This window comes from Roseomonas populi (assembly GCF_024594815.1).
Taxonomy (GTDB): domain Bacteria; phylum Pseudomonadota; class Alphaproteobacteria; order Acetobacterales; family Acetobacteraceae; genus Roseomonas; species Roseomonas populi.
Window position 1 is genome coordinate 16,714 of sequence record NZ_JANJOU010000017.1, and the last position, 25,637, is coordinate 42,350.

Annotated in this window: 19 protein-coding genes; 5 read left to right on the top strand and 14 right to left on the bottom strand. The window is 71.5% G+C overall.

The window, feature by feature from the left end; translation table 11 throughout:
• Positions 1-3: 3 nt before the first annotated feature.
• Entirely contained in the window at positions 4-750 is a 747-nt protein-coding gene (locus NRP21_RS17785) for a GNAT family N-acetyltransferase (protein ID WP_257717573.1), read from the bottom strand.
• Between the two features lie 149 nt (positions 751-899).
• On the opposite strand from NRP21_RS17785, the gene NRP21_RS17790 reads away from it, so the two are divergent.
• On the top strand, positions 900-1,136 hold the full coding sequence (locus NRP21_RS17790; protein ID WP_257717574.1) for a hypothetical protein: 237 nt from the start codon (positions 900-902) through the stop codon (positions 1,134-1,136).
• Positions 1,137-1,312: 176 nt separating this feature from the next.
• On the opposite strand, the gene rho is transcribed toward NRP21_RS17790, so the two are convergent.
• On the bottom strand, positions 1,313-2,596 hold the full coding sequence (gene rho / locus NRP21_RS17795) for a transcription termination factor Rho (protein WP_257717575.1): 1,284 nt from the start codon (positions 2,594-2,596) through the stop codon (positions 1,313-1,315).
• A 464-nt stretch (positions 2,597-3,060) separates the two neighbouring features.
• Between rho and NRP21_RS17800 the strand changes: the two genes are divergently transcribed.
• The 3 genes from NRP21_RS17800 (at position 3,061) to NRP21_RS17810 (ending at position 8,668) form a co-directional block, all read left to right on the top strand.
• Positions 3,061-6,906, top strand: coding sequence for a Calx-beta domain-containing protein (locus NRP21_RS17800; protein WP_257717576.1), 3,846 nt, complete (start codon positions 3,061-3,063; stop codon positions 6,904-6,906).
• Between the two features lie 155 nt (positions 6,907-7,061).
• On the top strand, positions 7,062-8,324 hold the full coding sequence (locus NRP21_RS17805) for an AmpG family muropeptide MFS transporter (protein WP_257717577.1): 1,263 nt from the start codon (positions 7,062-7,064) through the stop codon (positions 8,322-8,324).
• A complete protein-coding gene (locus tag NRP21_RS17810; RefSeq protein ID WP_257717578.1) occupies positions 8,321-8,668 on the top strand; it encodes a DMT family protein in 348 nt (115 codons plus the stop codon). The genes NRP21_RS17805 and NRP21_RS17810 overlap by 4 nt, the downstream gene beginning before the upstream one ends.
• 303 nt (positions 8,669-8,971) lie before the next feature.
• On the opposite strand, the gene NRP21_RS17815 is transcribed toward NRP21_RS17810, so the two are convergent.
• Positions 8,972-9,412, bottom strand: a complete 441-nt coding sequence (locus NRP21_RS17815; RefSeq protein WP_257717579.1) for a DMT family transporter — start codon at positions 9,410-9,412, stop codon at positions 8,972-8,974.
• A gap of 68 nt (positions 9,413-9,480) precedes the next feature.
• Positions 9,481-10,449, bottom strand: a complete 969-nt coding sequence (locus tag NRP21_RS17820; RefSeq protein ID WP_257717580.1) for a hypothetical protein — start codon at positions 10,447-10,449, stop codon at positions 9,481-9,483.
• 573 nt (positions 10,450-11,022) lie between these two features.
• On the opposite strand from NRP21_RS17820, the gene NRP21_RS17825 reads away from it, so the two are divergent.
• Positions 11,023-12,381 carry an LCCL domain-containing protein gene (locus NRP21_RS17825; RefSeq protein ID WP_257717581.1) on the top strand — a complete coding sequence of 453 codons (1,359 nt, stop codon included), beginning with the start codon at positions 11,023-11,025 and terminating at the stop codon, positions 12,379-12,381.
• Between the two features lie 4 nt (positions 12,382-12,385).
• On the opposite strand, the gene crcB is transcribed toward NRP21_RS17825, so the two are convergent.
• The 10 genes from crcB to NRP21_RS17875 form a co-directional block, all read right to left on the bottom strand.
• Entirely contained in the window at positions 12,386-12,841 is a 456-nt protein-coding gene (crcB, locus tag NRP21_RS17830; RefSeq protein WP_257717582.1) for a fluoride efflux transporter CrcB, read from the bottom strand.
• A gap of 291 nt (positions 12,842-13,132) precedes the next feature.
• A complete protein-coding gene (locus NRP21_RS17835) occupies positions 13,133-13,828 on the bottom strand; it encodes a 4-carboxy-4-hydroxy-2-oxoadipate aldolase/oxaloacetate decarboxylase (RefSeq protein ID WP_257717583.1) in 696 nt (231 codons plus the stop codon).
• A complete protein-coding gene (locus NRP21_RS17840; protein ID WP_257717584.1) occupies positions 13,825-14,553 on the bottom strand; it encodes a PIG-L deacetylase family protein in 729 nt (242 codons plus the stop codon). The genes NRP21_RS17835 and NRP21_RS17840 overlap by 4 nt, the downstream gene beginning before the upstream one ends.
• 12 nt (positions 14,554-14,565) lie before the next feature.
• Positions 14,566-15,453, bottom strand: coding sequence for an amidohydrolase family protein (locus NRP21_RS17845; RefSeq protein ID WP_257717585.1), 888 nt, complete (start codon positions 15,451-15,453; stop codon positions 14,566-14,568).
• Complete coding sequence (locus tag NRP21_RS17850; RefSeq protein ID WP_257717586.1) at positions 15,450-16,433, bottom strand: Bug family tripartite tricarboxylate transporter substrate binding protein; 984 nt, start codon at positions 16,431-16,433, stop codon at positions 15,450-15,452. The genes NRP21_RS17845 and NRP21_RS17850 overlap by 4 nt, the downstream gene beginning before the upstream one ends.
• A gap of 53 nt (positions 16,434-16,486) precedes the next feature.
• Positions 16,487-17,368 (bottom strand): NAD(P)-dependent oxidoreductase, encoded by an 882-nt coding sequence (locus tag NRP21_RS17855; protein ID WP_257717587.1) that lies wholly within the window; start codon positions 17,366-17,368, stop codon positions 16,487-16,489.
• 15 nt (positions 17,369-17,383) lie between these two features.
• A complete protein-coding gene (locus tag NRP21_RS17860) occupies positions 17,384-18,295 on the bottom strand; it encodes an ABC transporter substrate-binding protein (protein WP_257717588.1) in 912 nt (303 codons plus the stop codon).
• Complete coding sequence (locus tag NRP21_RS17865; protein WP_257717589.1) at positions 18,279-19,349, bottom strand: LysR family transcriptional regulator; 1,071 nt, start codon at positions 19,347-19,349, stop codon at positions 18,279-18,281. Before NRP21_RS17865 ends, NRP21_RS17860 begins: the two co-directional genes overlap by 17 nt.
• Before the next feature lie 334 nt (positions 19,350-19,683).
• Positions 19,684-20,928: an MFS transporter gene (locus tag NRP21_RS17870; RefSeq protein ID WP_257717590.1), complete on the bottom strand. Its 1,245-nt coding sequence runs from the start codon at positions 20,926-20,928 to the stop codon at positions 19,684-19,686.
• Positions 20,925-25,622, bottom strand: a complete 4,698-nt coding sequence (locus NRP21_RS17875; protein WP_257717591.1) for an NAD-glutamate dehydrogenase — start codon at positions 25,620-25,622, stop codon at positions 20,925-20,927. The genes NRP21_RS17870 and NRP21_RS17875 overlap by 4 nt, the downstream gene beginning before the upstream one ends.
• Positions 25,623-25,637: the final 15 nt, after the last annotated feature.

The window sequence follows — 25,637 nt, forward strand, 5'->3', positions numbered from 1 at the left end:
GGCCTAATCCCGAAGGAAGTATTGGTAGCGATAGGCCTCCACGAAGCCTGCCGCCTCGTAGACCCGGCGCGCCGCCGCGTTACCCGGCGCAACCTGCAGCCAGCACAACCCGGCACCCTGCCCTGCACCCCAACCAGCCAGGGCGCCGAGGAGCCGCCGGCCCAGCCCTTGACGCTGGAACTCCGGCCGCACTGCTAGATCGAACAGGCCACAGAGCCCGCCGTCGGCGACAGCGTGGCCGCAGGCGGCGGCCATTCCATCCACTCGCAGCACCAGCCAGGCAGCCGGGCGGGCCATCAGCGGCACCGCCTCCTCCTTTTCCGCCCGACGGCTGGCACCCTGGTACTCCACCGTGGCTAGGACGGAGAGCCACTCCGCGTCCGGCTCGTCGCACCAGCGGGCTGCCGGATCGTCAGTCGGGGTGACGTGGCCGGTCATCACCAGCGCGCCCTCGGCCTCGCTGTAGCCCCGCTCGGCCAGCAGCCCCGGCAGCCCCGGCGGGTCCAGGGGCGTCGATCGGAAACGGCAGGGCAGGCCGAGGCGCGCGTAATGCGCCTCCACGCGCGCCACGCGGGAAGGCAGGTCCGGATCCTCCGCGGGATCCAGCGAGGAAGCGGCATTCGCCCTTCCTGTGCCCCCGTGGAAGGCCCGCAGTACGAAGGGCCCGTCCCAGGCCACGCGGGGCGCCGGCACGGCGTTCAGTGCCGCCCGCTCCAGCAGCGCGGCATCCGCCACCGCCGTGTGATCCATCACTGTCTTCTGCCCCCGGTTCGCCTGGCAGGATGAACCTTCGGCGGCACCCTGCCAAATGCCCGGTCGGCGATCCGGTCCACGAAACCGGCCCTGAGGGGCGGCGTTGGTCCACGGCAGACGATGTTGACCAGAAGAGGAAGACAGTCATGAAGACCACGGCTTTCGCGCTTGCTCTCGCTGCCGGGCTGATCGCCGCCCCGGCCTTCGCCCAGGTGTCCACCGCCCCGACCCCGAGCGCGCCGGGCGGCGTGACCCGTGACCAGGGCGCGGGCGCCCCCGGCATGTCCGCCTCCCCCGCCGCCCCGATGGGCAGCGCCGGCGGCCCGCCGAACCCGCAGGCCGGCTCGCAGGGCGTTCAGCCCCCGTCCCAGCAGGGCAACTGAACCACGGCGTGAGGCGCTGACGTAGAAAGGGCCTGTCCGGGAAGCCGGACAGGCCCTTCTCATTTCTGGAGTATGTGCCCGAGGCGGGGAGGCCGGCACCTCTGTTCCGATCCCCTGGAGGCGGCCTGCCCCGGGAAGAGGAAGGCCACCGGGACCGGAACGATGCCGGGCCTGCCTCAGGTGTTCATGGCGTCGAAGAAGTCCTGGTTCGTCTTGCTGTACTTCAGCTTGTCCAGCAGGAATTCCATCGCGTCCTGGGTGCCCATCGGGTTCAGGATACGCCGCAGCACCCACATCTTCGACAGCTCGGAGCGGTCCACCAGGACCTCCTCCTTGCGGGTGCCGGACTTGGTGATGTCGATCGCGGGGAAGACGCGCTTGTCGGAGAGCTTGCGGTCCAGGACGATTTCCGAGTTACCGGTGCCCTTGAACTCCTCGAAGATCACCTCGTCCATGCGCGAACCGGTATCGATCAGCGCGGTAGCGATGATGGTGAGCGAGCCGCCCTCCTCGATGTTGCGCGCGGCACCGAAGAAGCGCTTCGGGCGCTGCAGCGCGTTCGCGTCCACGCCGCCTGTCAGCACCTTGCCGGAGGAGGGCACGACGGAGTTGTAGGCGCGGCCGAGGCGGGTAATGGAGTCCAGAAGGATCACCACGTCCCGCTTGTGCTCCACCAGGCGCTTGGCCTTCTCCAGCACCATCTCCGTCACCTGGACGTGCCGCGTCGCCGGCTCGTCGAAGGTGGAGGCCACCACCTCTCCGCGGACCGTGCGCGCCATGTCCGTCACCTCCTCCGGCCGCTCGTCGATCAGCAGCACCATGAGGAAGACGTCGGGGTTGTTGGCGGAGATGGACTTGGCGATGTTCTGCAGCATCACCGTCTTGCCCGTGCGCGGCGGCGCGACGATGAGCGCGCGCTGCCCCATGCCGATCGGGGAGACGAGGTCGATCACCCGGTGGGTGTTGTCCTTCAGCGGCCCCTTCTTGTCGGCGGGCTGGGCCTCCAGCTCCGGGTTCTCCATCCGCAGGCGGCGGGTGGGGTAGAGGGGCGTGAGGTTGTCGAAGTTCACGCGGTGCCGCACGGCCTCGGGCGGCTCGAAGTTCACCGAGCTGACCTTGAGCAGGGCGAAGTAGCGCTCCCCGTCCTTCGGGGCGCGGATCTGTCCCTCCACCGTGTCGCCGGTGCGCAGCGCGAAGCGGCGGACCTGGGCGGGAGAGACGTAGATGTCGTCCGGGCCGGGCAGGAAGTTGGACTGCGGGTTGCGCAGGTAGCCGAAGCCGTCGGACAGGATCTCCAGTGTGCCGTCCCCGTAGATCGCCTGGTCGTTCTCGGCGAGCTGCTTGAGGATGGCGAAGAGCATGTCCTGCTTGCGGAGCGAGGAGGCGTTCTCGACGCCGACCTCCTCCGCAAAGGCGAGGAGGTCGCCGGGGCTCTTGGCCTTCAATTCGGATAGGTGCATTCGGGTGGTCTCGATCGGCGTGGCCGAGGGGGAGGAGGGTGCGCGGAACCTGGATCGACGCGGGGCGCGCCTCCGCCGGGCGGCGGGGTTCCGGGGACGATGCGCCTTCTGCCGGGCCCCTCTGCGGGGCAGAGGGCTACTGGGGCAGGGGCATGGTGGCAGCGGACGAACGCCGATGAGGGATCGTTCGTGGTCCCGTACCAAAGCTGAGCCTAAGGGCCTCGCCGGTCCGGCGTCAATCCTCGAGATGGTGTAAAATTCCGAGAAAACAAGCTCCAGCGGCTCATTTCCCGGGTGCCCGCCCACCTGCCCGCGACCCGTTCACACCTTAAGGAACGATTGCCGGAAAACCACGTGCCGCAACATCTCCATCATCGGGCTGTCATGGAACTCTCCTAAGCACCCCCGGCCTGGGCCGCCGCCCGGGAGGTTGCGCCCGGCACGGCGGGCGACGGGGAGCGATCATGAGCACCACCTACTGGTCCCTGCGGACCCAGGGCAGCCTCACCCAGAACTGGACCGATGCCGGGCTCATCACCGCGGACGACGACTGGTCCGGCGCGCCCTCCATCATGGGCTACCGCGGCGACGACCTGACGGCCGCGACCGGCACGGACCCGCGGACCCTGACGGCCGGCACCGCGACCCCGGTGGATGTGATCGCCAACCAGACCAGCACGACGATTAACAACGGCGGCGTGGCCGAGTTCGAGATCGCGAACCCCACTGTCGCCCTGCAGGGCTCGGGCACGGCCGATGCCCCCTACCTGGTGATCTATCTCGACACCACGGGCGTGCAGAACGTGAACCTCGCCTTCACCGCCCGCGACATCGACGGCACCACGGACAACGCCGTGCAGCAGCTCGCCGTGCAATACCGCGTGGGCGGGACCGGCAACTGGACGGACCTCCCCGCCGGCACCATCGCCGACGCCACCACCGGCCCGAACCTGGCCACCCAGGCCACGGACGTCTCCGTCACCTTGCCGCCCGACGCGGCGAACCAGGGCCAGGTCGAGGTGCGGATCATCACCACCAACGCCGCCGGCAACGACGAGTGGGTCGGCATCGACGACATCGCCGTCACCTCCTCCCCGCTCGGGGCTGGCTCCACCACCCTCACGGTCTCCGACGCCCAGGTGGTCGAGAGCGACGATGGCACGCAGAACCTCGTCTTCACCGTCACCCGCAGCAACGAGGACTCCGCCTTCACGGTGGACTTCGCCACCGCCGCCGGCACGGCGACCGAGGGCGTGGACTTCACCGCCGTTGCCGGCACTCTCTCCTTCGGCCTGGGCGACGGGCTGACCCGCACCGTGACCGTCGCAATCGCCGGTGACACGGTGGTGGAGGGGAACGAGATCCTCACCCTCAACCTCTCCGGCGCGACCGGCGGGGTGGAGATCACCGACGCCACGGGCACCGGCACCATCACCAACGACGACGTCGAGATCACCCGGATCTTCGACATCCAGGGCGCCGGCCACACCTCTGACCATGCCGGCCAGACCGTGACCACGACGGGCGTGGTAACCGGCATCTACCGCAAGGCCACCGGGGAGCGCGGCTTCTTCATCCAGGACCCGGGCGGTGACGGCAACGACGCCACCTCCGACGGCATCCTCGTCTTCACCGGCGGCAGCTACGCCGACGTCGCTGTGGGCGACGTGGTGCAGGTGACCGCCCGCGTCACCGAGTTCACCCGCGCGGGACAGGCCGGGAATCTCTCCCTCACCGAGCTGACGGGCGCCACCGTCCTCAAGACTGGCGCCGTGGAGGTGAACCCGGAGACCGGCCTGCCCGTGAACATCACCCCGGTGGTGATCGGCAACGGCGACACGCCCGGCGAGCGCGTGGCCCCGACCGGCAGCTTCGGTGACGATCCGGAGACCGGCACCTTTGACATCGCCAACCACGCGATCGACTTCTACGAGAGCCTGGAGGGCATGGCGGTCACGCTGGAGGATTTCCAGGCCACCGCCCCCTCCTCCTCCTTCACCGAGACCTGGGGCGTGACCAACGGCGCCTCCAACCCGGACGAGACGCCGAACGGCGGCGTGATCGCCTCCGAGGAGACGCCCTTCGTCAGCCATGAGCCTGGCCAGACCGGGACCTACGACTTCAACCCGGAGCGCATCCAGCTCGAGAACGACCTGGATAACAACAAGGACGGCGCCTACGACTTCACCTGGACCAACAACACCGGGGCGGGGTTCGGCGACGCCACGGGCATCGTCAGCTACGACCGCGGCGCCTTCGAGGTGCACGTGACCGAGGGCCAAGCCCCCGTGAGCACGCTGACTGAGAAGGAGGTCACCACGATCGAGGCCCATGCGGACCGCATCCGCATCGCGAGCTTCAACGTGGAGAACCTGGCCCCCAACGACGGCACGCCGGAGCCCGACGCCACCCCGGACAAGCTGGACCGCCTTGTCAGCGCCATCCGCGACAACCTGAAGCTGCCCGAGATCATCTCCCTGCAGGAGGTGCAGGACAGCAGCGGCGCCACCGACAACGGCGTGGTGGACGCCACCGCAACGCTGCGCGAGCTGATCCAGGCCATCTACAACCAGACCGGCAAGCTCTACGCCGCGATCGACGCGCCGCCCGAGAACAACGGGGACGGCGGCGCGCCGGGCGGCAACATCCGCGTGGCCTACCTCTTCGACCCCACCGCGGTGCGCGCCGGCGGCACGGCGGAGCTGGACGGCATCAACAACCTCACCCTCGTCTCCGGCTCCGACGACCCCTCCACCGCCTACCAGGAGCTGATCTACAGCTACCCCACCGAGAACCGCATCGGCGTGGACGCCCCGGAGTTCGAGCCCTACGTGGACGCCAGCGGCGCCACCCAGGGCGGCACCCGCAAGTCCGTGCCCGTGGTGTTCGAGAGCGTGCTGAGCGGCGAGAACTTCCTCGTCGTCAACAACCACTTCAACTCCAAGGGCGGCTCCAACGCCCTCTTCGGCACGGACCAGGACACGCCGCTGCCGAACGAGGACATGAACCAGTCCGGCTACCGCCGCGAGGCCCAGGCCGAGGCGGTGCGCGATTACATCGAGAGCATGCTCGGCACCGTGCCGAAGGTCGTCGTGACCGGTGACCTGAACGAGTACCAGTTCTTCCCGGCGACGAAGATCCTGACGGGTGAGCTGGAGATGACGGGCCAGTGGCAGGGCGGCGCGGCGGAGAACACGCCCCCCACCCTGATCCCCGGCACGCAGATCCTCTTTCCCACCATCGAGAGCCTGCCGGAGAACGAGCGCTACACCTACGTCTTCGAGGGCAACTCCCAGGTCCTCGACCAGATCCTGCTCTCCGGCGCCGCCAATGCCGGGATGCAGTACGACGCGGTGCACATGAACGCCGAGTTCGCCGACCAGATCTCGGACCATGACCCGTCGGTCGTCTCCTTCGTGCTGGCCCGCTCCGCGGCGCTCGCGACCGAGGGCGACGACGTGATCAATCCGAGCACCTTCGCCAGCTACTACGGCACGGCCACGAACCTCTCCGGCGACGACATCGTCCAGGGCCTGGGCGGGGATGACTGGATCGCCGCCGGCCGTGGCAACGATCGCCTTGAGGGCGGCGACGGCGATGACGCGCTGGTCGGCGGCGACGGCAACGACACGCTGCTGGGCGGCGAGGGCGCGGACCGCCTGGTGGGTGGCGCCGGGAACGACCTCATGGCCGGCGGCGCGGGCGACGACCGGTACAGCGTGGAAGATGCCGGCGACATCGTGGTCGAGGCGGCCAACGGGGGCACGGACCGCGTCCTGGCCAGCATCGACTACGCGCTGGCGGAGAATGTGGAGGCCCTCACCCTCCTCGGCACGGCGATCCGCGGCACCGGCAACGCGCTCGCCAACCACATCATCGGCAACGAGCTGGGCAACGTGCTCGATGGCGGCGCGGGGAATGACGCGCTGCTCGGCGGCGACGGCGATGACCTGCTGATCGGCGGGGCGGGCCGCAACACGCTGACCGGCGGCGAAGGGGCGGACCGCTTCCGCTTCGACGGCCCGGCGGACGGCGCCACGCGCACCACCATCCGCGACTTCGAGGCGGGCCTGGACCGGATCGAGCTGGACCGCTCGGCCTTCACCGCCTTCTCCGAAGCCGGCCCGATCGCGGCGGAGCAGTTCGGCCTCGGCCGCGTCGCGACCACGGCGGAGCAGCGGGTGATCTACGACGCGTCCACCGGCAGGATCGTCTACGACGCCGATGGTGCCGGCGGCGAGGCCGGTATCGTCATCGGCCTCACCCAGGCCAATGCCGGGCTGACCGCCGACGACATCTGGACGGTCTGATCCCGCCGAACCTTCCGGGAAGGCCCTGCCTTCCCGGAGGACCGATCCCAGGGCGGCCGTGGCCGCCCCGGACGCCCTTCGCGTCAGCCCTCGGGCCGCCCCTCACGCCGCACGGCCCTCCCACCCCGGCCCGGCCCGTGGCAGGGTCGGGCGCGATGCACCCGCTCCGCGAACGCCGCTTCCTCGTCCTTCTCGCCCTCGGCTTCTCCGCCGGCGTGCCGCTGCCGCTGGTCGCCGGCCAAGTGCTGCGCCAGTGGTTCACGGAGAGCGGGCTCTCCCTGACCGACATCGGCCTCACCGCCCTCATCGGCCTCGCCTACTCGCTGAAGTTCCTCTGGGCCCCGGTGCTGGACGCGGTGGCGCCGCCTCTCGCCGCGCGGCTGGGCCGGCGGCGCGGCTGGCTGCTGCTGATCCAGCCGCTCCTGATCCTCTCCATCCTCGCCACCGGCTTCAGCGATCCGGCGGCCGCGCCGCTGACCACGGCCGCCCTGGCCGCGGCCGTCGCCTTCCTCTCGGCCAGCCAGGACATCGTGGTGGACGCCCACCGCATCGAGATCCTGGAGGAGAAGGAGCAGGGCTACGGCCTGGCCTGCTATGTCTGGGGCTACCGGCTGGCGCTGCTGGCCAGCGGCGGCGGCACGCTCTGGCTCGTCGGCGCGCTGGGCTGGGGCGGGGCCTACGCCTACGCGGCGGCGCTGATGCTGGTCGGCGTGGCGGCCACCCTCGCCTCGCGGGAAGGGCCGGCGCGCCCCGCCCCACCCCTCTCCTGGGCCGTTCGCCTCAGCGCCTCCGTCGTGCAGCCCTTCGCGGACTTCATGCGGCGTCCCTACTGGCTGGCGATCCTGCTTTTCATCGCGCTCTTCAAGCTCGGCGAGGCGCTGGCGGGCATCATGACCACGCCCTTCTACCGCTCCCTCGGCTTCAGCCGGGAGGATGTGGCGGCGGTGGGCACGGTCTTCGGCCTCTTCGCCACGCTTGGCGGCGCGCTGGCCGGCGGATGGGTGGTGGCGCGCCTTGGTACCGCGCGCGCCCTCATCCTCACCGGCCTCGGCCAGATGCTCTCCAACCTCATGTACGTCGCGCTGGCCCATGCCGGGCACGACCTGCCGATGCTCTGGCTCCAGGTGGGCATCGAGAACTTCACGGACGGCCTGGCCGATGCCGCCTTCGTCACCTACCTCTCCGGGCTCACCAGCCGCGCCTTCACGGCCACGCAATACGCCCTGCTCTCCTCGCTGGCCGCCGTGCCGCTGCGCACGCTCGGCGCCTTCTCCGGCAGCCTGGCGGAATCCCTGGGCTGGCCGGGCTTCTTCCTGATGACCACCGCCGCCGCCCTGCCCGCCATGGCGATCATGCTCTTCCTCCTCTGGCGCCTGCCGCCGGCCGAGCCGGCGCGGATCGTGGAGCCCCTCGCATGATCCCCGCCGCGATCTGGACCCCCCTCCTCCTCATCGGCTCCAACGTGCTGATGACCTTCGCCTGGTACGGGCACCTCAAGCGCCCGTCCTGGCCGCTCTGGCTGGCGATCCTCGCCTCCTGGGGCATCGCCTTCTTCGAGTACTGCCTCGCCGTGCCGGCCAACCGCATCGGCTACGGCACCTTCACCGGGCAGCAGCTGAAGGTCATGCAGGAGGTGATCACCCTCGCCGTCTTCGCCGGCTTCTCCGTCACGGTGCTGGGCGAGCCGCTGCGCTGGAACTACCTCGCCGCCATGGCCTGCCTGATCGCGGCCGTTGGCTTCCTGTTCCTGAAGGTGGATTGAGAGGGCTGGGTTCTCCGGCAGCGGTCTGTCCCGGGGAGAGAAGAAGGAATTCTTCCTCTCCCCGGACCCCTCTCCATCATCTTTTTCTAGGAGTTCGTCTGGGCTTCGCTGACGGTGCGCCTCGGCTCGTGGAGCCGAGGCGACTGCAAGGGTAGAGCTTGGCGCCTCACCGGGTGCCCTCTCTCAAGCCAGTCTCGCGGCAGCCCAATGCAGGTCCAGGTGCCCCGGGGCTCCTGGCTCGGGACAAACACTTCGCGTTTGCCCGGGGGTTTCAGGGGGCAGCGCCCCCTGGTCCCGGACCAATCAGAACCGCGCCACCAGCACCACCCCAGCCACCATCAGCGCGCCGCCCAGCAGGCGCAGCGCCGAGATCGGGTGCACGTCGAAGCCCAGCAGCCCGAAGTGGTCGAGCACGAGGCTGGCGACCACGGCCGCCGTCAGCGTCACGGCGGTGAAGGGGCCGGCGCCCATGGCTTTCGCCTGGGTGAGGGTGACAACGACGTAGAAGGCGCCGAGCAGCCCGCCGATCCAGCCCCACCACGGCACCGTGCCGGCATTGCGGAGCAGGCCCTCCGCCGGCTTGCCGATGAAGGGGGAGGCGGCGAGCACGCCGAGGATGCCGACGAGGTAGACGACAAGGGCCGGCACCACGGGCCCTGCCTCCAGCTTCCCGTTTAGCGTCGCGTTGCTGCCGGACTGCAGCATGTTGAGGACGCCCGCGATCGCCGCGAGGATGTAGGCCATGCCAGGACTCCGGTTCGCTGCCCTGGCCTAACGCGCGGCCGCGGGCCCGCGCTCCATGGTGACGCGGATCAGTCTTCCTCCTCGCGCATCTCCGGCGGCCCCTGCTCCAGGCGGCTCCGCACCGCCGTCAGCTCCTCCAGCCATCGGTCCAGCATGGCGCGCAGGCCCTCGGGGGTGACGCCCTCCACCCCGTCGAGGCGGGAGACGACCACGCGCTTCTCCTCGGGCAGTTCCACCCGGGCCCAGCGGGTCAGGGCGTGCAGGGCCAGGGCCAGGGCCAGCGCGTCCCCTTCCTCCACGTTGATGGCGAGGGAGAAGACGATCGTGCCGTAGTGCCAGGCGAGGGCGGGCGGGTCCTCCTCCTCGACCGGATCGGTCAGCTCCACCTGGAAGGGCAGCGGGGCGCCGTGCTGGACGAGGAAGGCGGGGGCGGAGTCGTCGTCCTCCGGCTCGCCCTCTACGATCTCCAGCCCGGCCTCGCGCAGCAGGCCCTCCACATGGATGGGGCGCAGCCCTTCCATGAAGGCCTCCGTCTCGCCCAGGGCCGTCTCATGGATCACCGAAGCCTGCAGGGGCACGTCCGGGGTCCAGCCGAAGGCTCCCGTCAGCGCCTCCAGCACCGTGCGGGCGAGGGAGGCGCAGCCGGCCTCGTCCAGGGGAGGGAGGTCGCGCGACCAGTCCTCCCGGCCCTGGGGCGGCAGGGTCAACCCCAACTCTTTCAGCACCGAGGCGCGCTTCCGGGCGGAGACGGGCAGCTTCGCAAAGGCGCCGCGCGCGGCGAAGCGGCCGGAGGCCACCTCCACCGCGCTGCTGGCGTAGGGCGCAGAGAAGACCTGGGCATAGGCCGCCTCCCCCATATCCGGCAGCATGGCCGAGACGGTGAGGAAGCGCATGTCGCCGAGCGCCCAGGACACCCCCTCCTCCTGCGGGTCCCACAGGCAGACGCCCATGATCGCGCGCGTCAGCTTGCGCAGTACCTCGCCCGGCGTGCCGCGCCCGCCGCGATGCAGGGTCCAGCCCCGGGTCCGTCGTTCCATCGTCATGCCGTCATTGTTTGCGCGGGGGGCCGGATCGCCAAGGGGCAGGGCCGGTGTTCCTTGAATCCGGACCACTTACCTATGGAAAGCCCGGAGGAAGACGAGGCCCCCGCCGCGGGCCGGCGCGCTGGTGCCGGTGGCGCACCCCGTCCGGGTTGCCGCGACCGGGCCGGCACCTGCAGGGGCCGCACGCCTCCGGCCAGGCCGGGGCCACGGCTCCGGGTGAGAATGGGTGGTGGGCGAAGGTTCCGGCCGCCCGGTCCCGGGGGGCACGCGTAGCAATCGCGTGAGGGGCCGTGCGGGATGCGCCCGGAACGGTTGGCGGCTCGGGTCGATCGGCAAATAGTCCGGATTCCGGAACTTTCCTGCAGGCCAGCGATGCCCTTCGCCCTTCGTCGTTCCGCGCTCCTGGTGTTGGTGCTGCTGGCCGGGGCGCCCGCGGTGGGGCAGGAACTGACCAAGCCGCCACCACTGGATGCGCCAGAGACGGCTGCGCCCGATCCCTCAGCCCCGCCACCGATACCATCCCCGGCGGCTTCCACGGCAGCGCCTCCTACCCAGTGCCCAGACGACATGCGAACCTACGCGGGCTCGGGCGAAACGCTGGCCTGCTTCTGCCCGGCGGGCGTGGGCGGGCCGGTCTGGGGCAGCGACACCTACACCGCCGACAGCCGGGTGTGCCGGGCAGCGGTCCATGCAGGGGCCACGGGGCCCCGCGGCGGACTGGTGACAGTGGAGATGCTGCCAGGGCAGCCACGCTATCCCGGATCCACGCGGAACGGTGTGCGGTCCGACAATTACGGCGCCTATGACGCGAGCTACCGCTTCGCCGGCGTGGCACCGCCCGCACCGCCTGTACCGCCGGTGGGGCGCGCGCCCGCCGCCGGGTCGCCCGCTGTCAGCTCGGCCGTGCCACCCAGCCAGTGCCCGGACAACATGTTGGCCTACGCCGACTCGGACGAGGAGGTGACCTGCACCTGCCTTGCGGGCGCGGGCGGCCCCGTCTGGGGCAGTGAGATCTACACGGCGGATAGCCGCACCTGCTCGGCGGCCGTACATGCGGGCGCGATCAGACAGCAGGGTGGCACAGTGACGGTGCGCATGCTGCCGGGCCAGCCGCGCTATCCCGGTTCCACCCGCAACGGTGTCCGCAGCAACAACTACGGGGAGTACAGGGCCAGCTTCCGCTTCGAGGGCGTGGCACCGCCCGCCCAGCCGGCCGCGATTCCCGCGCCTGCCGCCACCGGTCCTACTCAATGCCCCGACAACATGGGAGTCTACGCGGATTCGAGCGAGCAGCTGACCTGCCTCTGCCCCGGCGAGGCAACGGTGCGCGGCCCGGTCTGGGGCACCGACACCTACACCGCCGACAGCGCCATCTGCCGCGCGGCGGTGCATGCCGGCGCCATCCCGCAGATCGGCGGGATGGTAACGGTGCAAATGCTGCCGGCGCAGACACGCTATCCCGGCACCACCCGCAACGGCGTGCGCAGCGAAAACTACGGCGCCTACCGGGCCAGCTACCGCATCACCGGCTTCGGCCCCCGCGCCATCGGCCCGGTTCAGGCGCCGGTGGCAGAGGCCCTTCGGCGCGCCGGGCAGGTGCAGCTCTACGTCACCTTCCGCACCAACTCCGCCGACCTCGACATCACGGCCGCCCCGGTGCTGATGCAGGTGCGGGACGCGATGGTGGCCGATCCGACGCTGAGGCTGAGGCTGGTCGGGCACACGGACAACACGGGGAACGACCGGATCAACACCCCGCTCTCCATCGCCCGCGCGGAATCCGTGCGGGCCTGGCTGGTGACGAACGGCGTGGATGTCGCCCGGCTGAGCGCCGAAGGCCGCGGGCCGGCGGAGCCCATCGCCGACAACAGGACCGAGCCCGGACGGCAACTGAACCGCCGCGTGCAGGCCCTGCGGGTGCAGTAGGCCATCAGCCCCTGGCCGGCGGCCGCGGCCCGGGACGCCCCGTCTCCTCATCCGCCATCGCCGCCACCGTTGATGACGGAACTGGCGGCGCTGCCAGGGCATAGCCTGCGGCCGTGGCCGCGAGGCAGAGCAGCACCGAGCCCGCGACGTTCCCCAGGGCCGCCAGCCCCCTCCCCTCTCTCAACAGTTCCAGCGTCTGCAGGCTGAAGGAGGAGAAGGTGGTGAAGCCGCCGCAGATCCCAACCATGACGAAGGCGCGGAGATCGGCATTCCCCGCGAAGCGCCCGCCAGGAAGAGTGAGCGCGGCGAACAGGCCGATGAGGAACGAACCGCCGACGTTGATCGCCATCGTGCCCCAGGGAAAGCCCGAGCCCCACCAGCGCGCGGCGGCGGTGCTGAACCAGCCGCGTGCGACGCTGCCAATAGCGCCGCCGAGGGCGATCCAGAGATAGGGGGGCATGCTGCTTCTCCGCCTGCGGGATGTCCCGGCGAGAGGGAGAAGGAATTCTCCCTCTCCCCGGACCCCTCGCCCTCATCTTCTTCTAGAGGGCTGCCGCGGAATGCGGGACTGGCGGTTCGCCTCGGGTCCATGACCCGAGGCGCGGGACAGGGCAGCCCGCGCTACCGATGAATCAGGAAATTTGCTTCGCGGGCCAGCCCAGCATTCCGCGGCAGCCCTCTAGAAGAAGATGAGTGGGGGGCCAGGGGGAGAGAATTCCTTCTCTCCCCCCTGAGGCAACAGGCGCGACCCTTACAGGTCTTCGAGCCTGTCCACGTAGCGCAGCCCCGCCTTCTCCAGCGCCGGCCGCATATTGTAGAGATCGAGGCCGAGAACGCCGGAGGCCAGCTTCTCGCGCTTCTCGCCCTCGTTCGCCTGGCGCTTTTCGGCCGCGGCGAGGGTGGAGGCGATGTCGGCGGCGGGCACCACCACCACGCCGTCGTCATCGGCCACCACCACGTCGCCCGGGCGCACGGCGACGCCGGCGCAGACGATGGGGACGTTCACGGAGCCCGGGGTGGCCTTCACCGTGCCCTTGGCCGAGATGGCGCGGGACCAGACGGGGAAGCCCATTTCCTTCAGCACGGCCACGTCGCGCACGCCGGCATCGATCACCAGCCCGCGCACGCCGCGGGCCTTGAGCGAGGTGGCGAGGAGGTCGCCGAACATGCCGTCCGTGTTGTCGGTGGTGCAGGCGGCCACCAGCACGTCGCCGGGCTGGCACTGCTCCACGGCGACGTGGATCATCCAGTTGTCGCCGGGCTGCAGCAGCACGGTAACGACGCTGCCGGCAATGGAGGCCCCCGCCCAGGCCGGGCGCATATAGGGCTTCATCAGGTTCGGCGCGCGCCCGCTCGCCTCATGCGTCGTGGAGACGCCGAGGGGGGCGAAGCGGTCGATCGTGGCGAGATCGGCGCGCGGGTTGTGGCGGACGACGACGGGGGTCACGCCAGCACCTCGACCGCATCCGGGAAGATGGTTTGGTAGGCCTCGCCGTACTTCATGGCCTTGCCGGAGTTACGGCCGCCCTGCATGCCGCGGTTCAGCGCCACGCGCTCGTAGTAGTCCCACAGGTGGCGCTGCGCGGGCAGCTCCTGGAAGGCCTTCCACTTAGTGTCCCACACCTCGGTGATGTTGAGGATGCGGTTCGGCTTGAAGTCGCACTGCTCGGGCTGGTGCGGCTCGAACTGGAAGACCTGCGGGGCGGTGTAGGTCACGCCGGACGGCCCGGGCTTGTGGCCGGCGGCCTGGGCGATGATGCGCGCCTCCTGCGCGATGGCGGAGGCCTTGGGGTGATCCACGTTGTAGGGATCGCGCACGGCGTGGGTGAGGACGAAGGAGGGGTTCACCTCGCGGTAGATGTCGATGAGGCGGTCCATCATCCCGTCGGTGAAGTTCAGGGGGTAGTCACCGGAATCGAAGAACTCGATCTCGGCGCCAAGGATGGCGGCGGCGGCCTCGGCCTCGGCGCGGCGGCCGGCCTTGCACTGCTCCATCGTCATGCCCGGCTGCTTCCAGGCGCCCTGGCTCTCGCCGCGCTCCCCGAAGGAGAAGCAGACGATCTTCATGCGGTAGCCGAGCTTCGCGTGCAGCGCGATGGCGCCGCCCGCGCGCCAAACGAAATCACCGGGATGGGCGGTAACGACGAGGCCGGACTTCTGCTTGTCGGACATCGGGGGCTCCTCTCAGCGCGCCCAGTAGAGGCGGTCGGGGTTCTCGATCAGGACCTTGCGGCGGGCGGACTCGTCCTCGACGGCGAGCGCCAGCAGGTCCACCAGGTCGCCGTCATTCGGCATGTCGCCGGCGATGTTCGGGTGCGGGAAGTCGGTGCCCCAGAGCACGCGGTCCGGCGCCACCTCGGCAAGCTTGCGGGCGAAGGGCACGGCGTCGTGGAAGGGAGCACCCTCCGAGGTCACGCGCTCCGGCCCGCAGATCTTCACCCAGGCCAGCTCGTTCTTCATCAGTTCCAGCAGGCGGCGGAACGGTTCCTGCTCCAGCCCGTTCTTCGCCTGCACGCGGCCCATGTGGTCGATCACGAAGGGCACCTTGATGCGGGAGATGCGCTCCGCGTGCTCCAGGATGTCGCCGGCGTCGAGGTGCAGCACCACGTGCCAGCCCAGCGGCTTCACCTTGTCCAGCACGCGGTCGAACACATCCAGGTCCGGCGTGCCGCCGAGGTGCTTGACGAAGTTGAAGCGCACGCCGCGCACGCCGCCCGCGTCCAGCTCCTCCAGCCCCTTGTCGGTGATGGTGCCGTCCACGATCGCCACGCCGCGGTAGGCGCCGTTGCTGCGCTCGATCGCGTCGATCATCGCGGAGTTGTCGGTGCCGTGGCAGCTCGCCTGCACGATCACCGCGCGATCCACGCCGAGGATCTTGTGCACGCGCCGCAGGTCCTCAACCCCCGCGTCGGGTGGGGTGTAGGAACGGTCCGGCGCGTAGGGGAACTTATCGGCGGGGCCGAAGACGTGGCAGTGCGCGTCCACGGAGCCGGCCGGCAGCTTGTACTTCGGGGTCTTCGTGTTGGGGTCCGGCCCCTTGCAGGTCTTGATGGCCATGGCTCTCTCGCTCACTGCTTCTCGATTCCAGCGCGCTCGATCACCGCGCGCCACTTCTCCGCCTCGCTCGTCATCAGCGCGCCGAGCTGGGCGGGGGAATCGCCCTTCGCCTCCACGCCCGCCTCCAGCAGCTTGCTCCGCACGCCGGGATCGGCCAGCACGGCGTTCAGCTCCCGGTTGAGGAACTCGATCACCGGCTGCGGCGCCTTGGCGTGCGCCACGATGGCGTTCCAGGAGGTCACGTCGAAATCCTTCACCCCCGCCTCCTGCAGCGTCGGCACATCCGGCAGGTTTGCGGCGCGGGTGGAGGAGGTGACGGCGATGGCGCGCAGCGAGCCGTCCTTGATCTGCCCCATCAGCGGCGCGACGATCTCGAAGGCCGCCGTCACGTCGTTGCGCAGCAGGCTGGTCAGCAGAGCGGGCGTGCCAGAGAAGGGCACGGTGGTGGTGTCCAGCCCCGCGCTCGTCTTGAACAGCTCCGCCGCCAGGTTCTGCGTGCTGCCCACGCTGATCGTGCCGATATTGGTGTTCCGCACGTCCTTCTTCAGCGCCGCGATCAGGTCCTGCGCGGTACGGAGGGGGGAGGACGGGGCCACCAGGATGGCGATGGCGAAGGTGCCCATCAGCCCGACCGGCGCGAAGTCCTTGATCGGGTCGAAGGGCAGGCTGCGGAACAGCGACTTGCTGATGGCATTGGCATTGGTCGCCACCATGAAGGTGGAGCCGTCCGCCGGCGCCGAGAGCAGGGCCTGCCCAGCGACGATTCCGCCCGCCCCCGGCCGGTTCTCGATCACCACCGCGCGGCCGATGCGCTCGGACAACGCGGCACCCACGGTGCGGGAGGTGAGGTCCGCCACGCCGCCAGCCGCATTCGGCACCAGCAGGCGGATGGGCTTGTCGGGTAGCGGGCTCTGGGCGCGCGCCAAGTTGGGAATGGCGAGGGCCGTGGCGGCAAACCCGCCCAGCCGCAGCGCGCCGCGGCGCGTGATGGTCATGTGCGTCTCTCCTCGGTGTGCGTGCCCTCTATCGGGGCACGCTTGACGTGCGGTTACTCCGCGGCGGCTTTCCGGTTCATCGTCGCGGTGATGCCGTCCAGCAGCGTGTCCAGGTCGTCGGTCGCCAGCAGCGCCTTGCCCATCTCGCGGCCGCGGCCGGCCGCCCAGTCCTGGCGCTCGGCGATGGCGCGGCTCAGCAGTGGCTCCAGCCCCGCCTCCTCCACCGTGCGGGCCACCTCCCGCACCTCCTCGGCGCGGCGCTTGCCGTGGATCAGGGCGCGGCTGATGACGTAGCGCGCCAGGCCCCGCCAGTCCTCATGCGGCAGCGTGTCCTTGAGGGAGGCGAGAACCTCCTTCTCCACCCCGTAGTGGCGGGCGGCGAGCATGCACTCCGTGGTGATCGCCTCCAGCCCCTTCACCATCACGCTGCGGCACATCTTCACGGAGCTGGCCTTGCCGATCTCCTCGGAGAAGATCGTCAGGTCCATGCCGAAGGGCTGCATGACGTCGATGAAGCCCTGCGCGTCCGCCCCGCCGAGCAGGATGGGGGAGCGCAGGCCCTTGGGCGGCACGCTGGCCATCACCGCGGCCTCCACGTAGCGCCCGCCGGCCGCATTCACGACCTGCCCGTTCTCGATCTTCGCGCCGGGGGAGATGGAGTTCACGTCCACCACGAAGGGCGCGTGGGACAGGCCGCCCGCAAGGGACTGGCAGGCCGCGAGCGCGGATCCGGCCGTGACGGAGACGAAGACGACCTGTGCCTTCGCCGCCGCTTCCGCCGCCGTGCCGTGGACGGTGGCGCCGAACTCCCTGGCGCGTTCGCGCGCGGCCTCCAGCACGTCGAAGGCGTGGATGGCGCCGGCCCCGCCCGCGCGCAGGTCCCGCGCGAAGATGCTGCCGACCTCGCCGAAACCGATGATCGCGAAATCCGTCATGGCGCCGTTTCCTCCTTACTCGATGCCTTTGGGCAGTCCGTCCCACACCTCGTCCACCGTCAGGGGGCGGGGCAGCATGTCCTGCTCGGTCATGTAGCGCAGGGCCAGCTCGATCACCGGGCGCAGCGCCGCGCGCGTGGCAGGCGGGGCGCCGTGCGGGCCGGGCGGCACGGGGGCCGCGGAGGCGCGGACCATCCGCACCACCTCCCGCACCAGCTCCGGCCGCTCATCCGCCAGGCGGCGGGTGACGCAGAGCATGTGGTTCACCGGCACCAGGTGGTGGCGCGCGTAGAAGGCCTGGGCGGCAGCGTCAGGGTTCGCGAAGACGGGGCGTAGGCCGGGATCGTCGGGCATGTCGTTGCCGACGATCACCGCGTCCAGTTCCCCGGCCTTCAGCATGGCCATCATGTCCGCACCCTTCGGCGCCCGCTCCGCGAAAGGCGGGTCGGCGATGCCCTGGACATGCGCGTCCTCGAAGGTGATCCAGCGGATCGCGTCGGGCCTCGGCCCGCCCTCCTCCATGACGATGCCCCGCAGCCACATGCCCGTGGTCTGGCTGTAGGCGCGCACGCCGATGCGGCGGCCGGCCAGGTCGGCAGGGCCGCGGATGTCGCTCTCCGCCCGGCAGATCAGCGCGGATTGCTGGAAGCGGGAGGCCAGCACCACGGGCAGCAGCACCACGGGCCGCCCCGCCGCGCGGGCCTGCAGGAAGGTGGCGATCGCCATCTCCGAGACGTCGAAGCGCAGCTCCCGCACCATCGGCGCGAAGGCGCGGCTGATCACGGGGATGTCGGCGAAGTCCAGCCGCAATAGGGGGGAGGGAACGGAGCCCTCCTTCAGCGCGCGGGTGCGCGGGTAGGTGCCGATCGCCGCGCTCAGCGCGGTCGTTTCTTGCGGGGCCGGCGCCCCGTTATCCGGTGCCGTCATGGGAAGGTTCCTCCCGCCCCGTCCGCTGCCGGGGCTGCGCCCGCTCCCTAGACCCGCTTCGCGCCCCTGTCCTATCGCTTTCCACAGGCGCGGTATGACCGGAGGTTATATCGGTAAGCCCTCGCTGCCCGATCTCCGCGACGTGCGCGCGAAGGCAGTCGATGAACGCCTCTCCCGCCGGCGGCACCGCGCGGTCGCGCGGCCGGATGATCCCTGCCGGGCGGCGCGGCGCCGGCACGGGCAGCGGCACCACCCGCAGCATTCCCCGCAGCAGGTCCCCCGCCATCATCAGCCGGGGCATCACCGCGATCAGGTCGGTCGCCAGCAGCATCTCCCGGATGAAGCCGTAGGAGCTGGAGCGCATGGAGCTGGCCGGCTCCAACTCCAGCATGGCCAGCAGCGCCTCGATCTCCTGCCCCACCCGTTGGCTCACCGTCGGCAGGATCAGGTCGTAGCGGCGCAGCGCCTCGAGCGGCACCGCGCCCATGGCGAAAACAGGATGCCCGGGCCGGGCCAGGATGGAGATAGGCTCCTCCCACAAGGGCTCCCTCGGGAAGCCGTCCGGGCTGGCTGGCTCATAGAGGCGCCCCACGATGAGGTCGATCTCCCCCGAGGCCAGCTTCGGCAGCAACTCCTCCGTCCGCCCCTGCTCCAGCCGCACGCGAATGCCGGGATGGCCGCTCGTCAGCCGCGTCAGCGCCCCCGGCAGCACCCCCGTCGCCGCCACCGGCAGGGTGCCGATCGCCACCGTCCCGCCCTCCGGGTCCTCCAGGCGGTCCAGCGCCTCGTCCAGGCGCCGCAACTCCACCAGGATGCGCCGGGCCGAGGCCGCCAGCAGGTTCCCCGCCTCCGTCGGCCGCACGCCGCGCGGCAGCCGATCGAACAGCCGCTGGCCCAGGATCTCCTCAAGCTCCTGCACCGTGCGCGTCAGCGCCGGCTGCGTGATGCCCAGCACCGCGGACGCCTTCAACAGGCTGCTCTGCGCGACGATCGCCTCCACCGCCCGCAGGTGATGCAGCTTCAGGCGCTGGTCGAGATAGCGGCGCAGGGTCATGGCACGAACCCTTGTGGCCCCGATGCGGGGCGGCGTGAACCTCGTTCCGGCGGCGCGGCTTCGCCCCGGTTCTGGGCTGGGGGTCTGTCCCGGAGAGAGGAAGAAGGAATTCTTCCTCTCCCCGGACCCCTCACCATCATCTTTTTTCAGGAGTTGGTCTGGGCTTCGCTGACGGTGCGCCTCGGCTCGTGGAGCCGAGGCGACTGCAAGGGCAGGATAGAGACCCGCACCGGAGTCCCCGTCTCAAGTCGGTCCCGCGGCAGCCCGATGCAGGTCCAGGAGGCTCAGCCTCCTGGCGGGGATCCAAGGGGCAGAGCCCCTTGGGCCGGGCAGATCAGGCCTTCTCCCGCACCCCCGCCAGCAGCACCGCCCCCACCGCCATGAAGGCCGCCGTCGTCGCGATGCCCGCGCGCTGGCTGCCACTGGCCTGCGTCACCGCCGCCAGCACGGCGGGGCCGAGGAAGCCGGTGATGCGGCCGGAAAGGGCGAAGAGGCCGAAATGGGCCGCCATCTCCTCCGGTGGGGCAAGGCGGGCCATGAGGGTGCGGGAAGCGGCCTGGGCCGGGCCAAAAAACAAGCCGAGGAGGAGGGCCAGGCACCAGAACAGGGCCACGCCGTCGGTCAGCACGATGGCAATGCCGAGGGCGACGAGGCAGCACAGGGCGATCAGCACCATGCGCTTGGAACCGACACGGTCCTCCACCAGCCCGGCCAGGGCGGCGCCGAGGCCGGCGGAAACATTCATGGCGATCCCGAACAGCAGGACCTGTTGGAAGGACATGCCGTGGACGCCGGCGGCGAAGATGGCACCGAAGGCGAAAAGGGTGTTCAGGCCATCGGTGTAGAAGAGCCGCGCGACAAGGAAGCGCAGCATGTTCGGCCGGGCGGGAAGGCCGCGGATCACGGCGGCGATCTCGCCCAGGCCCGCGCGCGCGGCGGCGCCCCAGCCCGGGCGGGGGCCGCGCGGGTCGGGCATGGCCAGCAGCACGGGCCAGCCGAAGGCGAGGATCCAGGCGCCGACCAGCAGGGCGGTAGCCCGGACTGGCTCGCCGGCCGCGCGGTCCAGGCCGAAGGGGGCGGGGTCGGGGCGGATCAGGCCGAAGAGGCAGACGAGAAGGCAGGCCAGCCCGCCCGCGTAGCCCAGGCCCCAGGCAAGGCCGGAGATGCGGCCCATCCGGGATGGCGGCGCCACGTCGGGCAGTATGGAGTTGTAGAACACCGTGCCGACCTCGAAGGCGACCGTCGCCAGCCCCACGCAGAGCAGCACGTAGCCCGCCCAGGCCGGCGCGGGGTGGGCAAACCAGATGGCGGCGGTCAGCGCGGCGGTGGCAAGGGTGCAGAGCGCCAGCATCAGCCGCCGCCGCCCGCCCGCATCCGCCACCGCGCCGAGCACGGGGGAGAGAAAGGCGATGGCGATCCCCGCCCCGGTCTGCATCCACCCCCACTGCGCCTGCCCCGCCACCGCATCCCCCGCCACGCCCTGGGCGAACCAGGTGGCGATGACGAAGGTGGTGACGACGGTGGGAAAGGCGCTGTTCGCCCAGTCGTAGAGGGCCCAGGCGAATTCGCGTCGGTTCAAGCGGCCTCCATTCCCCCGGCCTCGGTTGCCCCGGTGCTGGTTGCTATCGAAAGGGCGCGCAGCGCGACGGAAACGGCCGCCAGCTCGCCCGAGCCCGCCGCCTCCCGCGCCATGCGCAGGACAGGCTCCGGCAGCCTCGGCGCCGTGCCGGACAGCGCGGCCCGGGCCAGGCGCATCTGCAGGGCGCCCAGGTCCTCCAGCAGCGCCGTGCGGGCACGCGGGCCGAAGGCGCCGGGGGCCGGGGCCGCGCGGGCGGTGGCGCGCAGGGCCTCCAGCCCGAAGTCGCGCCCCGCCGTGTTCCAGGCCCCGGCCGCGTCCGCCGGGGCCACGCCCGCCGCCTCGGCCAGCCGCACGACGCCGATGGCGGCGGAGAGCGAGCCCGCCCCCGCCACCAGCCGCGCCGCCGCCTCCGGCAGGCCGCTCCCTTCCGGCACCGGCACCGCCTCGATCAGGGCCGCGATGCCCGGCCGCAGCCGCGCCTCGGCCTCCGCGAGCGGCGCGCTGTCGTCCAGCAGCGCCCGCGCGGCGTCCTCGTGCAGCCGGCGCAGCGCCAGCAGGGCGGAGCGCCGCGCCTCTGGCGTCAGCGCCGCCGCGTCCAGGGAATCCGCCGCGGCGCCGATACCGAAGAGCCGGTCCGCCAGCCAGGCCGCCCGCGCCACCGCAGCCGGGTCGCCCTCCGCCAGGCGCGAGAGACCCGCCGGGCCCAGCCGGTTCGCCGCCGCGTTCGCCAGCAGGGTGGCGACGAGGTTCCGGCGCAGCTGATGCCCCTCGATCAGCTCCGGGAAGCGCTCCTGCAAGGCGTGCGGGAAGTAGCTCCGCAGCAGCGGCAGGAAGGCCGGGTCGTCGGCAAGCGTCCCGTCCTCGATCGCGTCCGTCAGCCACAGCTTCGCCACTGGCAGCAGCGCCGCGATCTCCGGCCGCGTCAGCGCGTCGCCCGAGCCGATCCGCTCGGCCATCTGGGCCGCCGAGGGCAGGCCGAGCACGGCGCGATCGAGCAGCCCCGCCACCTCCAGCCGCGACATCAGCGCCGCCTGGGCCGGCAGCGCCTCCGTGCCCGCCGCCCCTTCCAGGGTCAGGGCGGCGAACTGCGCGGCATTGTCCGCCAGCACCAGCGCGGCCACCTCGTCCGTCATGGATTCCAGCAGCGCGTCCCGCTGCGGCCGGGTCAGCGCCCCGTTGCGCTCGGCGGCGGCCAGCAGGATCTTGATGTTCACCTCATGGTCCGAGGTGGAGACGCCCGCGGAGTTGTCCAGCGCGTCCGTGTCGATCGCAACGCCTCCGCGCGCGGCCTCGATCCGCCCTGCCTGGGTCACGGCGAGGTTCGCCCCCTCCCCGATCACCTTGGCCCGGATCTCCCGCCCGTCCACGCGCAGCGCGTCGTTGGCGCGGTCGCCCGCCTCCGCCTGGCTCTCGGTGCTCGCCTTCACGTAGGTGCCGATGCCGCCGAAGTAGAGCAGGTCCACCTCGGCCTTCAGGATGGCGCGCATGACGGCCGCCGGCTCCGCGCGCTCCGCCTCGATCCCCAGCAGCGCCCGCGCCTGGGGCGAGAGCGGGATCGTCTTGGCGTTGCGCGGGAACACCCCGCCACCCGCGCTGATCAGGCCCTTGTCGTAGTCGTCCCAGGAGGAGCGCGGCAACCGGAACAGCCGCTCCCGCTCGTTGAAGGAGGCCTCCGTGTCGGGATCGGGATCGATGAAGATGTGGCGGTGGTCGAAGGCCGCCAGCAGGCGCGTCTTCCGCGAGATCAGCAGCCCGTTCCCGAACACGTCGCCGGACATGTCGCCCACGCCGACGCAGGTGAAGGGCTCCGCCTGGATGTCGCGCCCCATCTCCGCGAAGTGGCGGGCCACCATGACCCAGGCACCCTTGGCGGTGATGCCCATCTCCTTGTGGTCGTACCCCGCCGAGCCGCCGGAGGCGTAGGCATCGCCGAGCCAGAAGCCGTACTCGAGGGAGAGCGCGTTGGCGATGTCGGAAAAGGTGGCCGTGCCCTTGTCCGCCGCCGCCACGATGTAGGGATCGTCCCCGTCCAGCCGCACCACGCGGTCCGGCGGGATGATGCCGCCATCGGCGCCGAGGTTGTCCGTCACGTCCAGCATGGCGCGGATCAGGGTTTTGTACGCGGCCACGCCCGCGGCCATGAAGGCCTCGCGCTCGCTCGGCGGCGGCACCGTACCCTTCAGGATGAAGCCGCCCTTCGCGCCGGTGGGCACGATGATCACGTTCTTCAGCCGCTGCGCCTTCATCAGGCCGAGGATCTCCGTGCGGAAATCCTCGCGCCGGTCGGACCAACGGATGCCGCCGCGCGCCACGGGCCCGGCGCGCAGGTGGCAGCCCTCCATGTGCATGGCGGAGACGAAGATCTCCCGCCAGGGCCGGGGATCCGGCATCTCGCCGGCCCGCGCGCTCTCGAACTTGAGAGAGAGGTAGTCCTTGCCTTGGAAGTAGTTGGTCCGCACCACCGCATCCAGCGCGGTGCGGAGGCGCGAGAGGATGCGGTCCGCATCCGGGTCCGCCACCGCTTCCATCAGCGCCGCCCACCCGGCCCGGGCCTGCGATTCCGCCTCCTGGCTCCCCCCATCCGGGTCCAGGCGCGCCCGGAACAGCGCCACCAGCAGCCGCGCCGCCTCCGGGTTCGCGGCCAGCGCCGCTTCCACGGCCGGTTGCGGGAAGGCGAAGCCCACCTGCTTGCACCAGCGGAACAGGGCGCGGATCAGCCAGGCCTCGCGCCACTCCAGCCCGGCGCGCAGCACCAGCCGGTTGAAGCCGTCCGCCTCCGCCCGGTGCTCCAGCAGGGCGGAGAGGGCGCCCAGCAGCTCGTCGAACCGGTCCTCCGGTGCCTCCGTCCCCGCCTCCAGCGTGAAGAGGTGCAGCACGACAGGCCCGCCCCCCGCGGGCGTGAGCCGCCAGGGCTGCTCCTCGATCGCGCGCAGGTCCAGGCTCTCGAAGAGCGGCAGCGCGTCGGCCAGCGGCAGCGGTCCGCCCGGATTCGCGAGCCGCAGCAGGAGCCGCCGCGCCCCCTCGCCGGGAATGCGGGACACGTCGGCCACGGGCCGCCCCGCCGCCAGCGCCGCCTCGGCCAGATGCAGGTCCGCCACGCCCTGGGCGGGCGTCATCGCCTCCGCATAGGCGGCGGGAAAGGCCTCCGCCCAGCGCGCGGCCAGCCGCGCCCCCTCCGCCTCGCCCGAGGCGTCGGCCAGCGCGCCCGCCAGCGCCTCCGGGAAGCCCCGCGCGGCCTGCACCACCGCCGCCTCCAGCGCCGCCACGTCCACCTCCGGGGCTGCGCCGGGATCGGTGCCGATCACGTAGTGCACCCGCGCCAGCGGCGTGTCGGAGATGGCGATGTAGAAGGCGGAGAGCCGCCCGCCGAAGGCCGCTGCCAGCAGCCGCGCCACCCTCTCCCGCAGCTGCGTGTCGAAGACCTCGCGCGGGAACCAGGCGATGGCGGAGACGTAGCGCCCGAAGGCGTCCCGCCGCACCACCAGCGCCGGGCGCGGGCGGATCGTCAGGTCCAGCGCGCGCCGGGCGCCCGCCAGGATCTCCGCCTCGCTCGCCTGGAACAGCTCGTCACGCGGCCAGGTGTCCAGGATGGACTGGAAGGCCCGCGCGTCGTGGCTCTCCGGCGCCGCGCCCGAGGCCGTGAGGATGCGCGCCACCTTCGACTTCAGCCAGGGGATGCCGCGCGGGTTGCGGTTGTAGGCGGTGGCGGCGAAGAGCCCCATGAAGAGCCGTATCCCCGCCACGCGGCCATCCGGCCCCAGGATGCGGGTGGCCACCACATCCGCGTGGCTGGGCCGGTGCACGCGCATCCGCAGGTTGCCCTTGGCCACGGCCAGCGCCACCGGCTCGGTCAGGGAGTGCCGCACCGCCGCCGGCACGGCGGAGAGGTCCCGCAGCGCGTCGAAGGGCGCCATCTCGGGATCGCGCAGCAGCCCCAGCCCCTGCTCCGCCGTGATGGGCCCGCCATCCGCCGGGATCCGTAGCAGCCGATGGCCGAGCAGGACGAAGTTGTCCTCCGCCAGCCAGCGCAGAAAGGCCGCCGCCTCCGCCCCCTCGGGCGCCGCCGCCACCTCGCCCTCCGCGGCCCGCAGGCACTCCAGCATCGGCCCGAAATCGCCCACGGCCAGCCGCACCTCGGCCAGGGCCCCGCGCAGCGCTGTCTCCACCGCCGGCCAGTCCGCCGGCGCACCGCGCCCGCTGCCGTGCGGCGCGATCTCAATCCGCATCACGCTCTCATTGGGCCCACCCGGCAGCGCCGGCCCGATCGCCTCCACCCCGCCATCCGGCCCGCGCCGCACCGCCAGGATCGGGTGCAGCAGCCGCCGCACGCTGCGGCCGGAGAGGGTGATGGCCGCCAGGGCACTGTCCACCAGGAAGGGCATGTCCTCCGTGGCGATCTCCGCCACCGCCCCCGCGCCCATGCCGCCCGCGGGCGGCGTCAGCCGCAGCGCCACCTCCCCCGGCCGGCGCGCCGCCGCCACGCCGAACAGCGAGGCCGCCCAGGCCGCCAGCCCCTCCGGCGGCATCCCCGCCAGCTCCTCCAGGGGCATGGCCGTGCCCAGGCCGCGCAGCAGCGCCCCGGCGGCCGGAGGAAGCGCCGGCGCCAGGCGCACCAGCGCCGCCCCGGCCTCGGCCAGCAGCGCGCTCCGCATCCCCTCCGCCCCGGCAGGGGCATGCGTCAGGTCGTCCGGCATGGCGTTCTCCTCGCT